Source organism: Campylobacter concisus (assembly GCF_015230015.1).
Taxonomy (GTDB): Bacteria; Campylobacterota; Campylobacteria; order Campylobacterales; family Campylobacteraceae; genus Campylobacter_A; species Campylobacter_A concisus_AF.
This window is the reverse complement of record NZ_JAAKZC010000007.1, coordinates 1-14,122: the sequence shown is the minus strand read 5'-3', so window position 1 is coordinate 14,122 and position 14,122 is coordinate 1. Positions and strand designations below refer to the sequence as shown.

15 protein-coding genes are annotated in these 14,122 nt (G+C 39.7%); 6 read left to right on the top strand and 9 right to left on the bottom strand.

Annotated elements, in window-relative coordinates; genetic code table 11:
* Window positions 1-45: 45 nt before the first annotated feature.
* Window positions 46-690 carry a hypothetical protein gene (locus tag G6W42_RS05085; RefSeq protein ID WP_194173192.1) on the bottom strand — a complete coding sequence of 215 codons (645 nt, stop codon included), beginning with the start codon at window positions 688-690 and terminating at the stop codon, window positions 46-48.
* A 220-nt stretch (window positions 691-910) separates the two neighbouring features.
* On the opposite strand from G6W42_RS05085, the gene hcp reads away from it, so the two are divergent.
* Entirely contained in the window at window positions 911-2,239 is a 1,329-nt protein-coding gene (gene hcp / locus G6W42_RS05080; protein WP_194173191.1) for a hydroxylamine reductase, read from the top strand.
* A gap of 33 nt (window positions 2,240-2,272) precedes the next feature.
* Here the strand turns inward: hcp and G6W42_RS05075 are convergent, their stop codons facing one another.
* From G6W42_RS05075 to mobB, 5 genes are read right to left on the bottom strand one after another with little or no spacing between them, the layout of a single operon-like run.
* Entirely contained in the window at window positions 2,273-3,250 is a 978-nt protein-coding gene (locus G6W42_RS05075; RefSeq protein WP_194173190.1) for a ferrochelatase, read from the bottom strand.
* Window positions 3,251-5,185, bottom strand: a complete 1,935-nt coding sequence (gene metG, locus G6W42_RS05070; RefSeq protein WP_194173189.1) for a methionine--tRNA ligase — start codon at window positions 5,183-5,185, stop codon at window positions 3,251-3,253.
* A gap of 15 nt (window positions 5,186-5,200) precedes the next feature.
* The gene (locus G6W42_RS05065; protein WP_002940116.1) at window positions 5,201-5,419 is read right to left on the bottom strand and encodes a hypothetical protein; all 219 of its coding nucleotides are present in this window, start codon (window positions 5,417-5,419) and stop codon (window positions 5,201-5,203) included.
* The gene (locus tag G6W42_RS05060; protein ID WP_002940090.1) at window positions 5,419-6,282 is read right to left on the bottom strand and encodes a class 1 fructose-bisphosphatase; all 864 of its coding nucleotides are present in this window, start codon (window positions 6,280-6,282) and stop codon (window positions 5,419-5,421) included. The genes G6W42_RS05065 and G6W42_RS05060 overlap by 1 nt, the downstream gene beginning before the upstream one ends.
* Entirely contained in the window at window positions 6,282-6,761 is a 480-nt protein-coding gene (gene mobB / locus G6W42_RS05055) for a molybdopterin-guanine dinucleotide biosynthesis protein B (protein ID WP_012001396.1), read from the bottom strand. Before mobB ends, G6W42_RS05060 begins: the two co-directional genes overlap by 1 nt.
* A 121-nt stretch (window positions 6,762-6,882) precedes the next feature.
* Here mobB and G6W42_RS05050 point away from each other — a divergent pair, with 121 nt between their 5' ends.
* Window positions 6,883-7,362, top strand: coding sequence for a hypothetical protein (locus G6W42_RS05050; protein WP_035142983.1), 480 nt, complete (start codon window positions 6,883-6,885; stop codon window positions 7,360-7,362).
* On the opposite strand, the gene G6W42_RS05045 is transcribed toward G6W42_RS05050, so the two are convergent.
* The 3 genes from G6W42_RS05045 to gltX are packed head-to-tail and all read right to left on the bottom strand — an operon-like array spanning window position 7,283 to window position 10,495.
* Window positions 7,283-8,920, bottom strand: coding sequence for a lytic transglycosylase domain-containing protein (locus tag G6W42_RS05045; protein WP_194173188.1), 1,638 nt, complete (start codon window positions 8,918-8,920; stop codon window positions 7,283-7,285). The genes G6W42_RS05050 and G6W42_RS05045 overlap by 80 nt on opposite strands.
* A complete protein-coding gene (locus tag G6W42_RS05040) occupies window positions 8,898-9,191 on the bottom strand; it encodes a YggT family protein (RefSeq protein WP_021089641.1) in 294 nt (97 codons plus the stop codon). Before G6W42_RS05040 ends, G6W42_RS05045 begins: the two co-directional genes overlap by 23 nt.
* Before the next feature lie 8 nt (window positions 9,192-9,199).
* Window positions 9,200-10,495, bottom strand: a complete 1,296-nt coding sequence (gene gltX / locus G6W42_RS05035) for a glutamate--tRNA ligase (protein WP_021086392.1) — start codon at window positions 10,493-10,495, stop codon at window positions 9,200-9,202.
* A gap of 146 nt (window positions 10,496-10,641) precedes the next feature.
* Between gltX and mscL the strand changes: the two genes are divergently transcribed.
* The 4 genes from mscL to G6W42_RS05015 all read left to right on the top strand — a co-directional run bounded on the left by mscL (window position 10,642) and on the right by G6W42_RS05015 (window position 13,859).
* Window positions 10,642-11,049 carry a large-conductance mechanosensitive channel protein MscL gene (mscL, locus tag G6W42_RS05030; RefSeq protein WP_009294582.1) on the top strand — a complete coding sequence of 136 codons (408 nt, stop codon included), beginning with the start codon at window positions 10,642-10,644 and terminating at the stop codon, window positions 11,047-11,049.
* 98 nt (window positions 11,050-11,147) lie between these two features.
* A complete protein-coding gene (locus G6W42_RS05025) occupies window positions 11,148-11,786 on the top strand; it encodes a Crp/Fnr family transcriptional regulator (protein ID WP_194173187.1) in 639 nt (212 codons plus the stop codon).
* Between the two features lie 120 nt (window positions 11,787-11,906).
* Complete coding sequence (locus G6W42_RS05020; RefSeq protein WP_021089703.1) at window positions 11,907-12,479, top strand: cytochrome c3 family protein; 573 nt, start codon at window positions 11,907-11,909, stop codon at window positions 12,477-12,479.
* Window positions 12,480-12,488: 9 nt separating this feature from the next.
* Entirely contained in the window at window positions 12,489-13,859 is a 1,371-nt protein-coding gene (locus G6W42_RS05015; RefSeq protein ID WP_194173186.1) for a multiheme c-type cytochrome, read from the top strand.
* The last annotated feature ends 263 nt before the right edge of the window (window positions 13,860-14,122 follow it).

The window sequence follows — 14,122 nt, the reverse complement described above, 5'->3', positions numbered from 1 at the left end:
AATTTAAAAGCTAGCCACTATAAATTTAGTAGCTAGCCTAAATTTCTACTCTAAATTTAGCTCACTTATCTGTTTTGCAAGCTTCTCTTTATACTCAGCCAAAGAGCTTTTGATGATATTTGCATAATCATTTTGATTTATTAAGAGATACTCCTCTTTGCGTTTTACGACCGTGCTTAGCTCTTTGTTATTTACGCTTAAAATGGTGCTTATATCAGCGTTTAGACCAACTTTTACCGCACCAAGCGTCATATAAGTCCAAAGTTTTTCTATCCTTGCATTGACGCTTATCGTATCCTTATCTATATCATTTTCATTTTTTATGACCTGGTAGCCGTTGCTTCTAAAGGCGTCTTCTATGCGCGCCCTTACTAAGCTAGTTGTCCTTTGCTTATTTTCTAAAATGACGTTCCAAAGCCCTTTGCCGTAGCTATTTCTAGTTCTGCCGATGTATTTTTGCTTCTCTTTTGCGCTAACTTCATTTACATTGTGTTTGTATAAAGATGGGGTGCTTGCTTGTTTTGGGTCGTTTTCAAAGGCTCTCACATCCTTGACGCTCTCTACGTAAATTTTGGTCTTTTTACTAACATTTGAAGGTGCTTGCTCATCTGGTAAGCTCACAAATATCCCCTTTGGAGCGCAGCCACAAAGCATAAAGGCAGCAAATACCACTAGTAATAAATTTTTCATTTTCATCCTTTTAAATAAATTTCAAATGTAAATCGTTTTTTTGTAAATTTTATTAACTCTTTGTGCTAAATTTCAAATTTATATTTTGATATCCATAATCATAAAACCTTAAATTTAATAACTAAAATTTAAATTTAACTTTTCTTGACTGCTATCAACCAAAATGGCTAGCCACCTAGGATAAAATCCGCTTAAATTTTTAAATTTACAAGGAGAGACGATGAAAGATATGAAGATGTTTTGCCATCAGTGCGAGATGAGCGCTGAGGATGGATGCGGTGCAAAGGGCCAGCCTATGGGCACCTGTGGCAAGAGTGACACGCTAGCACTTTTGCAAGATACGATGGTTTTTGGCTTAAAAGGCCTTAGCGCATACCGCCACCACGCACACGAGCTTGGCGCTGATACTAGCAACGTTGATCGCGTTATGGCTGATACGCTTTATTTCACGCTTACAAACTCAAATTTCAACTTCGATGAGCACATCAAACAGCTTCTTGAAGTAGGCGGTGCTGGCGTTGAGGTGATGAACCTACTAAGCGAGGCTCACACGGCTAAATTTGGCGTCCCAACACCAGTAAAAGTGAGCCAAAACAAGGTCGAGGGCAAGGCGATCTTAGTAAGCGGCCACAACCTGCACGCGCTAAAAGCGCTACTTGAGGCGACAAAAGATAAGGGCATCAACATCTACACTCACTCAGAGATGCTCCCAGCTCACGGATACCCAGAACTACGCAAGTACAGCCACCTAAAAGGCAACGTCGGCAAGGCGTGGTTTGACCAAACTAAGCTATTTAACGAATTTAAAGGCGCGATTTTGATGACCACAAACTGCATCGTGCCACTACGTTCAAACTGCACATACGCTGACAGGCTATTTGGTTACTCGATCGCAGGCACAAACGGCGTAAAACACATCGAAAACGACGACTTCACACTACTTATCGAGTGCGCACTAGCCTGTGGCGACGTTAGCGGCTTTGATAGCGACGAGAGCCTAGTAACTGGCGGCCACTACAAGACTATCCTAACTTTAGCCCCACAAATTTTAGAGGCGATCAACTCAGGCAAGATACGCAGATTTTTCGTGATCGCTGGCTGTGACGCACCTGGCAAGGGACGTGAGTACTATAGAGAGCTAGCTGCTAGCCTTCCAAAAGACTGCGTCATACTTACTTCAAGTTGTGGCAAATTTAGATTTAACGATATCGACTTTGGCAATGTCCCAGGCACCGAGCTACCACGCTACATCGACCTTGGCCAGTGCAACGACAGCAATGGCGCAGTTAAGATCGCTCTTGCACTAAGCGAGGCAACAGGCATCGCAGTAAATGACCTACCAGTTTCTATCGTGCTAATGTGGATGGAGCAAAAAGCGGTCATCATCTTGCTAGCGCTATTTAGCCTTGGTATCAAAAACATCAACGTAGGACCAAGCTTGCCTAAATTTTTCAATGAAGAGATCATAAATTTCTTAGTGGATAAATTTAACGTTAGACCAATTAGCGGCGACGCGCAAGCTGATCTAAAATACTTCTTAGGTGAGTAAAAAACTGCCAGGGCTTAGGCTCTGGCTCTAAATTTAAAAGAGTCCGCTTTGCTCTTTGCTTTGACTTAAGCTATCAAGCAGATCCTCTTTTTTGCAAAGCACAAGGGCATAGACGAAATTTTGTAGCTCTTTTACCTCGTCTAAATTTTCATAAAAAATGGCGTTTTCAACCTTTAGTGTGCTATCTTTTGGCAGGCAAAATTTAAGCTCGCTTTCGCTGAAATTTCGCCTTAGAAATATACTTTCAGTCAAAAACAGCTCTTCGTCATTTTCAGCTATCACCGCTCTAAAACTACTACCAAAACCAACTGGCTTAAAGTCTTTGTCGATAAAGACTGGGTCAAAGTGCGATGAAATTCTGCTCTCTGTCACTTTAAAGCCGATATTATTTTTCTTAAGATAGCCAAGAAGTCCGCAAAACATCCCAGCAAAAACCCTTGGAATACTTAAATTTTGATAGTATTTGTCATCGTAAATGAGCGTTGTAAAAAAGATCGAGCTTGGATTTAGCACGCTTATATTTGTATCAGTCCATGCTGTCTCGTAAAGTAGCGAGAGCCTTTGAAGTATCCTTGTATCGTCGCTAAAAAATGTGTCAAACAAATTTGCATGGAAAATTTTATAAAAGAGCTCGGTTAAATTTTCAGGTATGACGTGGGCGTTTTTTTCAAGGTGCGACTTCTCTAAAAGCGCTTTTATGAAGGGATTGACCGCGCAAAATTTGATATTTTTGTGGATCGCTTCAAAGCGCATGAGCTTGATGATAGCCGTTTGCAGGCTCGCTACCTTTATAAAGGCTATCTCATCGTCGCTTGGCGTGATATCTTCTTCGCTAATGATAGCGTAGGCACCTTGCTTTATCGCAGGTGCGATCTGATCGCTTTGCGTGGCGATGAGAGCGTAGCCTCGTTTTATATTTTTGGCCTCAAACGCGAAGCTAGTCACGCTTGAGATGCTTGGGTTGTTTAAAATTTGCCCATTTATTATGTGGGTTAAATTTTCTATCGTCATTTAGCCAACGATCGCGCCATTTTTGACCTTGCCCTGCGTGCCAAGAAGCGTTAGTGAGCCGTCTGATGCGCTTAGGATCATTCCTTGCGAGACATATTTTTTCATCATCGTTCGCTCTTTTAAATTTGCTAAAACGCAAACTTGCTTGCCCACAAGCGAGCTAGGCTCGTAGTATTTGGCGATGCCAGATAAAATTTGACGCGGCTGCTCCTCGCCAAGATCTATCTTAAATTTAAGCAGTTTCTCGCTACCCTCAACCCTTTCGCACTCGAGCACTTCGCCTACTTTTATCACAATTTTGGCAAAGTCATCAATGCTAATGATCTCATCTTCTTTTTTCTCCTCTTTTGGCTCAGCTTTTACCTCTACTTTTGGCTCTTCTTTTAGGTCTATTGCCTCGCCCATTAGCTCTTTTTCTATCCTTGGGAAGAGTGGCTCAGTAGCTTTTGCCATAAAATTTGAAATTTCATTTTTCAATACAAGGCTCTCATAAGAAGCCGTATCTATGCTAAAGCCAAGTGTATCAGCTATCTTAGCGCAAGTTTTTGGCATAGCTGGGCTAAGCAAAATGGTAACTTTAGCAAGTAAATTTGCGCAAAGCGCCACAAGTGCGTTTGCCTCGTCACTTTTGCCAGCTTTTACAAGCGACCATGGCTCATACTTCGCAACGGCTGCGTTTGCGAGAGTTACAACCTTCCAAAGATCCTCTAAATAGCGGTTTGTCGCTAAATTTTCTAAATTTTTAATAGCCTCATCAAGATAGCCCTTCGTCTCATCAAGCTCGGCTTTGTGAAATTTGACCACGTCTTTTGAGCCAATTTTGTAGTCGCTATACTTTGCGCTCATGCCTACGATGCGGCTTAGTAAGTTGCCAAGTCCGTTGCCAAGCTCTGAGTTTATGCGCTCGATCAAGGCTTTTTGGCTGTAGTCGCCATCTTGTCCAAAAGGTACCTCTCTAAGCAAAAAGTATCTGAAATTTTCAAGTCCATAAGCGTTTGCGACCTCTCTTGGGTTTATGACGTTGCCCTTGCTTTTGCTCATCTTTTCGCCATCTATCGTCCACCAGCCGTGCGCTGCGACGTGTTTTGGCAGTGGTAAGCCAAGGCTCATCAAAAATGCCGGCCAATAAACTGCGTGAAAACGCAAAATGTCCTTACCGACAATGTGTGTGGTGTGTGGCCAAAAGTCCATTCTAGCGTTATCTCTTGAGTATCCTAGTGTTGTTAGGTAGTTTATGAGCGCGTCAAGCCAGACATACATAACGTGTTTGTCGTCGTTTGCGCTCTTTGGTAGCTTTATGCCCCAGTCAAAGCTCGTTCTTGTGACAGAAAGATCTTTTAGTCCGCCCTTTACAAAGCTTACGACCTCGTTTTTCTTGCCCTTTGGAATGACGCAAAGCTCGTCGTTTTCGTACCATTTTAAAAGCGCGTCTTCATATTTTGAAAGCTTAAAAAAGTAGCTCTCTTCTTTAACTAAAGATGTCACGCGGCCGCAGTCTGGACAGCGATTGTCCTCAAGTAGGTCTCTTTGATTAAAAAATGTCTCGCAGCTAACGCAGTAAAAGCCCTCGTACTCGCCTTTGTATATATCGCCGTTTGCTTGCATCTTTTCAAAGACATTTTGCACGGTTTGCTTATGCTCTTCGTCGGTCGTCCTTATAAAATGGTCGTAGCTTATCTCAAATTCATCCCAAAGCGATCTAAATTTCGCACTGATCTCGTCAGCATACTCTTTTGGAGTTTTGCCTCTAGCGCGAGCTGCCTGCTCGATCTTTTGACCATGCTCATCTGTGCCAGTCATAAAGTAGGTCTCTTTGCCTTGCAAGCGGTTAAATCTAGCAAGTGTGTCAGCGATGATAGTCGTGTAGGCGTGGCCGATGTGTGGCACGTCATTTACGTAATAAATCGGAGTAGTTATATAAGCTTTTTCTTTCATATTTTTCCTTTAAATTTAAAAATCAAATCCGCCGTCACTGCCGGTGTTGCCTTTTGACATCGAGTTGTAGCAGCTATTTACATACTCAATCCTCGTCTCGCAGTCAAAAAAAGCCTCGCAGTTAAAACAGCTTTTGCGACCTTTTTGTTCTTGGCACTCTTGCATGATTTTAGCCTTTTGTTTTAGGGCTAGCTCAAATGCGTCAAGTGGCTCGTTTGCTTGTGCTTCTTGCATTATTTTTGCTCGTAAAATTTATGCAAAAGTGAAATTTCATCACGCGAGCCAAAAAAGCATGGCGTAGTTTGGTGAATTTTTTCTATTTTTATATCAAAAAGTGTTTGGTTTTTGCCGTTTGAGGTTGCGCCCTTTGCGTTTTCATATATAAAGGCAAATGGCAACACTTCAAAGACAACCCTTAGCTTGCCATTTGGGTGATCGCTCGTTGCTGGGTAGCTAAAAAGACCGCCGCCTTTTAGTAAAATTTGATGCAAGTCGCTCACCATCGCACCTGAGTATCTTAGCCTGTAGCCCTCGTTAAATAGCTCGTTTATGAAATTTCTATGCGTTTGGCTCCAGCCTTTTTGCGTAGCTCCCGTGGCGTTTAGCTTGCCTTTTTCTTTTAGCTCAAGCTCTTTTACAAATTTAAACTCGCCATCTTTGCCAAGCCTATAAAATTTAGGCAAAGCGCCCTTTTTCTCGGCAATTACTAGCTCAAGCCTTGGACCATAGATGCTGTAAGCTGCAGCTATTAAATTTTCTGGTTTTACCTCGTCTTCGTAGATGCCAAAGATCGAGCCAACGGCGAAATTTACATCAACTAAGCTCGAGCCATCGAGTGGATCGTAGGCGATGATAAATTTAGCATTTTTATTTATCTCAAGCTCGTCCTCTTTCTCTTCGCTAATTAGTGCTTTTACGCAAGAAAGCTGCTTAAATTTAGCTGTGATGATCTCATCACTTTTGACGTCAAGCTTTAGCTGGGTGTCGCCAGTTGCATTTTCGTGAGTTGTGTAGCCAAGATCGGCGTATTTTATGACCTCGCTTATCTCTTTTGCGATATCTTTAATGGTGTTAAAAATTTGGTTTAGTTCTTGCATTATACAGCCTTTGCATTTTTTATTATCCACGCACAAATGGCGTCTATATCGTCTAAATTTAGATTTGTGATCTCGTAAGGGATCTGCTCTTTATAAGTGGCGATCGCGTCTGAAAAGCTAAGATAAGCTTCATCGATCTCGCCTCTAAAGACGCTTAGTCTTGGCAGTGGCAGTGTCTTTAGCCCCTCGACTAAGAGCATGTCAAACTCGCCGATCATCCTTATGACCTCGTCTATGCCTTGCGAGCTTTGCGAAAAGTAAGTCGTTCTAGTCGGACTCATCACGACTACGTCAGCTCCTGCCTGAGAAAATTTAAAGCTATCCTTGCCTTCAACGTCAAATTTGGCCTTGTCGCCTGGGTCGTGCTTGACCACAACGACCTTTAGCCCATCATCTATAAATTTTTTTGCGACTTTTAAGATAAGCGTCGTTTTTCCGCTATTTGAAGGGCCAGAAAAAGCAATGGCAAGTCTTTTCATAAGAGCCTTTTTCGTTAAAATTTCTTGCGATTATAGCTCATATTGGCTTTAAAATTTATGAGTGAAATTTAAAAAATAAAATGCTAAAATGCGAGAAAATTTAATATTTTAAGAGTTTTTTATGAGAAAATTTACACTATTTTTTATATTTATTTTGATGATATTTGGTTGCGCTGATCAAAAAGTGATCGTGCATGAGCCACTAAAAAATGAGCTTTTGGCCTACACAAGTAAGAGCGAGATCATCGATGGCACTGATAGAACGCTCATAATTGCAACCTATCTAAATCCTATATATAACTCAAATTTAGACGAGAGCAAAGAGCACTTTTTAGTAGCCATAAACCCAAAAGAGCATGCGCAAAATTTGAGCAACATAAAGGTAAATGGCGACTCAAATGCCACAAGCGCAAGGCTGCTTGATGAAAACGACGAGATGCTTAAATTTGCTGGATTTTCTATGCCTTGGGCGGTCTATTACGAAGTGACCGCACCAAGTAAGCAAAGCGACGATCTTGCACTTAGTTTCGAAATTTATCAGTCAAAGCCGGTTTTGTTAAATTTTCGAAAAGTTGCGAAATCTTTATACTGGAACCATTAAGCGCCATATAGATCACGTAGTTTGCAAGCACCTTCTTGCCGTAGTTTCTAGTCTCAGCCACTGGGACTAGCTCGATCGATAAAAACGGCTCAAATTTACCTTCTTTAAACATATCATCTCTTGTGATGACTTTTTTGGTAAAGCCTATACCGCCGTTATACGCGTAGGCCGTAAAGAGCGGATGGTAAAGAAATTTATCAAGGTAGTTTAGGTGGTGATTTGCAAATTTAAATGCAACATCAGTTTTAAAAAGATCGTCTTGGTCAAAATTTGGGATTTTTAGCTCTTTTTTGCCGATCGCATTTGCAAGAAATGGCATAAACTGCATCATACCAAGGGCGTAAGAGGTAGAAACGACGCTTGGGATAAAGAGACTCTCTTGCCTTGCAAGTGCGTAGATCATCGACTTTCGCTCAGTGCTGATGCCTTCAAGCTCTGGTGAGTTTGGCATCAAAAAGTACTGCTTCTCCCAGCCGTGCGCCTTTTGCATGAAGTATGCGTATGCACCGATGCTCTCGTTTGTGTAAAATTTCATCGCAAATTCGCTTGCTTGTGTGGCGTTCATATCTTTTGCAAGAGCTGCGGTTTTGTTCCATAAAAATGGATCGCTCACATCAAAATTTTCGATATTTTGCTTGCTAGGTCTTGGCACGATCACCTCAAGTGGCTCGCCACCGACCAAATCTCTTGCGTAAAGTGAGTAGATATTTGCATCTTTGCTAGCACTTAGCTCTTTTAAAAAGTTCTCATCGCCGCTTAGTTCATACTGCCAAAATGTGGCATTGTCTCTTTGCCAAGCCCTATCAAAGGTATTTTTAGCTCTTGTGAAAAAACTAAATGCAAAGTCATTTTGACCAAGCAAGATGGCATTTAGCCCAAGTGTAAATGCGTCGCTTTTTTCAGTTACAGCTGGATCTATGCTAAGTAAATTTCTTCTAAAGCTTTCATATTTTTTATTAAAGACTATATCGTTTAGTAAATTTGTAAAGCCCTTTTGCATGTAGAGCTTGTTCATAAAATTTGCTTCAAAATTTACGCTAAAAAGAGCACTTTTGCTTTGCGGACTTGAAGCGTTAAAAAGCTCTAAAAAACTCTTTGCATCATTTGCATTTGCAAAGCTAAGAGCTGGGTTTGACTCATTTAAAGTGCGTAAAATTCTAGCTTTTTCTGGATTTGTGCTTGCAAGATTTGCCGCTAAAATTTCACGAGTTTTGCTATCAAGTTTTAGAGAAAAGCTCATCGTTGTTAGTAAATTTTGGCAAGCCAAGCTAGCACTTGTTATGTTGCTTGCGTTTATGCCAGGGCACTTGCTAGGGGCTGCTTTAGGAGGTAAAATTTTATTGATTGATTTTTGAACTAAGCCACTTTTTCTAAAAACGTCGCGTGAAAGCTCAGCTATCTGCTCCTTTGTGTAGCTGCCCTCATTTATAAGGCGGTTTATGTAGTAGTCTTTTGCAAGGCTTTTTGGCTCGTTTTTTAGCTCCTCGTAGGTGTAAATTTTAGCTAAAAGAGCAACGCAGGCTAAAGAGAGGATACTAAAGTGACGCAGCAAAAACAAATAAAAGCCTTATTAAAAATTGATCTATGAGTTGAAGTGCCAAAAGCACGATGAGTGGGGCAAAGTCGATGCCGTTAAATTCTGTTTTTATATAGCGTCTAATGAAGCTATAAACAGGATCAGTCAGCCTATAAAGTAGCTGCACGACTGGCGAGCTAGGATCAGGCTTGACCCAGCTAATGAGAGCTGCTGCGATAACGATCCACGTATAGACCGTGATGATAAGGTGCAAAATGTTCGCGATCGCTGAAAATAGGGTGGAAAGTATCATTTTTGCTCCTAGATTAAAATTTTGCCTAGATCATCTTTGATGAGCGGGTAGAGCTCGCTTAACTCAGGGCCATGAAGGTCGTTTGTAAGCAGCGCACGTAGCGGCATGAAAAAGTTTTTACCTTTTAAATTTGTAGCGCTCATAAGCTCTTTTTTAAACTCATCAAACGTTTCGCACGCTTTTAAATTACGAGCTGCTTTTTTTATGATCTCAAATTCATTTTTATACTCATCTGGAGCTATTTTCGGTGAGTAAATAGCCTCTACTTTTGCCTTTATCTCAGGCACTAGAGAGCTTTCTTGAGTGTAAAATTTAACTAGCTCAACCTTGCTCTCATCCACGCCAAAGATCTCTTTTATGCGCTCTTTTGAAGCAAGTTTGATGTGTTCTCTATTTATCTGCTCAAGTTTTTTCACATCAAATCTAGCGGGTGAGCGTGAAATTTTAGTTATATCAAACCACTTTACTGCCTCTTCGATCGTAAAAATTTCAGTTGGAGTTTTGTTGCCAAGAAGTATCAGATAGTTTGCGATCGCCTCAGGTAAAAATCCCTGCTCAAAGAGCCATTTTACGCTTGATTCATTCTCGCGTTTGCTCATTTTTTTGCCCTCTATATTTAAAAGGATAGGCAAATGCGCGTAGTTCATCTTGCCAGTGTAGCCAAGCCCCTCGCGTATGAGGTCTTGCTTTGGCGTGTTGCTCACGTGATCCTCGCCGCGTATGACAAAGGTCACGCCCTCAAGCATATCATCAACCGCGCAGGCGAAGTTATAAGTTGGAGTCTTGTCTGCTCTCATGATGACAAAGCTATCAACGGCGTCTGGCTCGAAGCTTAGCTCGCCTTTGATCGCATCTGTAAAGCTCATCGTGCGTGTTGGTTTTTTCATGCGGATGACAAATGGCTTCTCGCAGTTTAAAACTTCAGCGTCGCTTAGTCTCTCGCAGGTGCCGTCATATCTATATGCCACGCCTTGCTCTTTTGCTTTTTGTTTTTTTGCCTCAAGCTCTTCTTCAGTGCAAAAGCAAGCAAAGGCTTTTTTATCGATGAGAAGCTTTGATGCAAGCTGTCTGTGGAATTTTAAATTTTCACTTTGGATGTAAATTTGCTCTGGTTTTATGCCAAATTTGCTCAAAATTTCTAAGATATCTTTCTCTTTTCCCTCTATATTTCGCTCTTTGTCGGTATCTTCTATGCGTAAAATAAAGCCACTTTTATCTTGCAAAGAACAAATATAGTTGAAAATAGCAGCACGTAAATTTCCTATGTGCATATCTCCTGTCGGAGAGGGTGCAAAACGATACATAAGCTCATTCCTTACGTTGAATTTGAAGTTTGGATTATAACACTCGCTTGATAAATTTAAAGTTATGTAATTTTAAATTTTTAGGCTAAGCAAAGCATATTTTTTATAAAATCCGCACGAAAATTTAACTATTTATAGGAGAAAGAATGAGTTTTATCAGCGAATTTAAAGAATTTGCGATGCGCGGAAATGTCATAGATATGGCAGTTGGTGTTGTTATCGGTGGGGCATTTGGAAAGATCGTTTCATCGCTAGTTGGTGATATTATTATGCCAGTGGTTGGTGTTATAACAGGCGGTGTAAATTTCACTGATCTTAAGCTAACACTAAAAGAAGCAGCAGAAGGTGCGCCAGCTGTTACGATAAACTATGGCTCATTTATACAAACAATGGTTGATTTTTTAATCATTGCATTTTGTATTTTTTGCGTCATCAAAGCTTTAAATACACTTAAAAATAAACTACCAAAAGAAGAAGAGGCAGCTCCTGCAGAGCCTGAAACTCCAGCTGATATAGCACTTCTAACTGAGATCAGAGATCTTCTTAAAAAATAAATTCTTAAATCAAAGGGAGAAAGCTCCCTTTGAAATCCGTTAAATTTTGTCCTATTTTTTATGCTAAAATGCTTTTTCATCTTAAAAGCGAGTAAAACATGATAGAACAAATCCATTTTTTTCAAGGCCTTAACGCCGAGGACCTAGCCAAACTTGAAGCAATAAGCGTTGTTAAAAAATACAAAAAAGGCGAGTTTTTATTTATAGAAGGCGAGGAGCCAAAGTGGCTTACGTTTTTGATAACTGGCTCAGTTAAGCTTTATAAAACTACGGCAAATGGCAAGGAAATTTTTATCCATCAGCTTGCACCTATGAATTTTGTAGCTGAAGTCGTAAATTTTGAAAATATCCCTTATCCAGCAAGTGCCATTTTTACTATCTCTGGTGAAGTTTTAAAGATAAATTATGAAAAATTTGAAGCACAATTTTTAACAAAGCCAGAAATTTGCATGAAATTTCTAAAATCAATGGCTCAAAAGATAAGAATAACAACAAATTTACTCCACCAAGAACTAATACTAAGCTCTGAAGAGAAGGTGGCTAGGTTTATTTTAAATCACGAAGATCTATTTAATGAACTAAAGCATACAAAAATTTCATCAATACTCAATATGACTCCAGAAACTTTTTCGAGAATTTTAAATAAATTTAAAACAAATGGTTTGGTCAAACTTGATGAAAAGAACCAAATTCTAGAAAAAAATGTAGGTGGGCTACAAGAAATTTATTCTTATTGAAAGTTAATATCAAATAAATATTTTCATTTACTTAAAGAAAAAATTTATATATTTTTGGATAGTATTCGTCTAAAATTTTCGTAAAAATTTACGATATATTGATAAATTCAGGAGGAAATTTTGGCTGAAGTTAAGAAGAAATTTTTTGTTTGGTCATCTGTGATAATAGGCATCGTAATCGGCCTTATCGCTTCTATGGGCATAGCTGATGCACTTCATGCGACTGGTAGCGGATTTGTCTGCACCATGTGTCACACGATGGATCCTATGAATGCTGCATATCATGAAGATGTACACGGCGGCAATAACAAGCTTGGCATAAAAGCTGAATGTTCAGCCTGTCACCTAAATCATACAAGTGCCTATACCTATGTGCTTACAAAACTTAAAGTATCGATAAATGATGGCTATAAGACATTTTTTACAGATACAGACAAGATCGACTGGCGTAAAAAACGCGAGCATGCATCTCACTTTGTCTATGATAGTGGATGTTTGACTTGTCACTCAAATTTAAAAAATGTTATTCAAGCTGGTAAATCATTCTTGCCACATAGAGATTATTTCGTTCTTGGAAATCCTAATAAAAAATCATGTGTTGACTGCCACGAGCATGTTGGCCACAAGAATTTAGGACTACAAATCGATAAATTTGAAGCAATTAAAAAACAAGAAAACAATAAAACCAAGTAAGGAGGAGAGATGTTTAAAAAGTCGCTAATGTTATTAGCCTGTCTAATGTCTTTTGGCTTTGCCGCAAACATGGATGCAAATAAATCTGACGCTTTAAACCTTAATGTTGTAAAAAACATTAAAGTTGCTCACAAAATGTCAGACTTATCAAAAAGCTGTGTTGAGTGCCACGCTAAAGAGACACCCGGCATAGTTGCCGATTGGAAAAATAGTCGCCACGCTCACGTTGGCGTAAGTTGTATGGATTGCCACTCTGTAAATGCAGATAATCCTATGGCTTCAGTTAAGGTGCATCCAAAAGATTCTAACAACCATGTATCAATGCTAGTTAGCCCAAAAACTTGTGCTAAGTGTCACGAAAATGAGGTCGATGAATCTATCAAGAGTGGTCACGCAAGAGGTGCTATGCAAATGTATGCTAACCCTGCGATGGTAAAACTAATGTATCACTATGAAGGTATGGATCATCCAGAATACAAAATGGCTCCAGACGCTACTGGTTGTACTCAGTGCCACGGAACCGTCATCAAACTAGACGCTGATCACAAACCTACAAAAGAGACTTGGCCAAACTACGGTATAGGTAATGTTTATCCTGATGGTGGCGTAGGAAATTGTAAATCTTGCCATAGCGTTCATAAATTTGATATAGCTGAAGCTAGAAAACCAGCTGCTTGTGCATCTTGCCACCTTGGACCTGATCACCCAGATATTGAGATCTTTAACAACTCAATGCACGGACATATCTATAACAGTGAAGCTCACAAATGGAACTTTGATGCTGCTCCTGATACATGGGATGTACCAGACTTTAGAGCTCCAACTTGTGCAGCTTGCCATATGAGCGGTGTTGGTGAAACAACAACAACTCACAACGTTTCAAGAAGACTAAAATGGAACCTATGGGGCATTAGCAGTAAGCTAAGAACAGCTGGTGATGAACAAGCTGCTGTTGTTTACGAAAAAACTGGCAAACTAACCATAGGAACGCCACTTGCAGGTCACCCAAGTGGCGATCCTGAAAAAGCACGTGCTGAGATGAAACTAGTTTGTAAAGCTTGCCACTCTACAACTCACACAGATAACTTCTTCATTATGGGTGATAAACAAGTAGAGCTTTATAACGTTTATAGCGCTGAAGCAACTAAGATGCTTGAAGAGTTGAAAGCTAAAAACCTACTACTAGAAGATGCTTGGTCAGATGAATTCCAAGATGTCTATTATCATATGTGGCACCACGAAGGTCGTCGTATGAGACAAGGCGCTCTAATGGGTGGCCCTGACTACTCACACTGGCATGGTGTATTCGAAGTTAAAAATGATATAAGAAAACTTCGCAAGATCTACAAAAAAAGAATGGAATCTGGTAAAGTAGAGTAATGCTTTTTAAGGTGGGAGATTTTCCCACCTTTTTATTTTTAAATTCCAAATTTTATCTTTTAGTTATTATCCTAAAGCAAATACCTTTTAATAATTATTTTTGTAAATTTAAATTATAAAATCATATGGCTTAGCACTACAAATTGTTCTAAATAATTAATAAAATTTATAATGTAAATTTAAAAATATAAAATATAATCTTTGTTTTTAAGGAGATATTTTGGGACTTTTTCGGATCATTATCGGGGCATTTATCTTTAGTG

Bases quoted from the DNA above. Each gene is read 5' to 3' on its own strand.
- G6W42_RS05085 (WP_194173192.1), bottom strand. From the start codon at position 690: ATGAAAAATTTATTACTAGTGGTATTTGCTGCCTTTATGCTTTGTGGC.
- hcp (WP_194173191.1), top strand. From the start codon at position 911: ATGAAAGATATGAAGATGTTTTGCCATCAGTGCGAGATGAGCGCTGAG.
- G6W42_RS05075 (WP_194173190.1), bottom strand. From the start codon at position 3,250: ATGACGATAGAAAATTTAACCCACATAATAAATGGGCAAATTTTAAAC.
- metG (WP_194173189.1), bottom strand. From the start codon at position 5,185: ATGAAAGAAAAAGCTTATATAACTACTCCGATTTATTACGTAAATGAC.
- G6W42_RS05065 (WP_002940116.1), bottom strand. From the start codon at position 5,419: ATGCAAGAAGCACAAGCAAACGAGCCACTTGACGCATTTGAGCTAGCC.
- G6W42_RS05060 (WP_002940090.1), bottom strand. From the start codon at position 6,282: ATGCAAGAACTAAACCAAATTTTTAACACCATTAAAGATATCGCAAAA.
- mobB (WP_012001396.1), bottom strand. From the start codon at position 6,761: ATGAAAAGACTTGCCATTGCTTTTTCTGGCCCTTCAAATAGCGGAAAA.
- G6W42_RS05050 (WP_035142983.1), top strand. From the start codon at position 6,883: ATGAGAAAATTTACACTATTTTTTATATTTATTTTGATGATATTTGGT.
- G6W42_RS05040 (WP_021089641.1), bottom strand. From the start codon at position 9,191: ATGATACTTTCCACCCTATTTTCAGCGATCGCGAACATTTTGCACCTT.
- gltX (WP_021086392.1), bottom strand. From the start codon at position 10,495: ATGTATCGTTTTGCACCCTCTCCGACAGGAGATATGCACATAGGAAAT.
- mscL (WP_009294582.1), top strand. From the start codon at position 10,642: ATGAGTTTTATCAGCGAATTTAAAGAATTTGCGATGCGCGGAAATGTC.
- G6W42_RS05025 (WP_194173187.1), top strand. From the start codon at position 11,148: ATGATAGAACAAATCCATTTTTTTCAAGGCCTTAACGCCGAGGACCTA.
- G6W42_RS05015 (WP_194173186.1), top strand. From the start codon at position 12,489: ATGTTTAAAAAGTCGCTAATGTTATTAGCCTGTCTAATGTCTTTTGGC.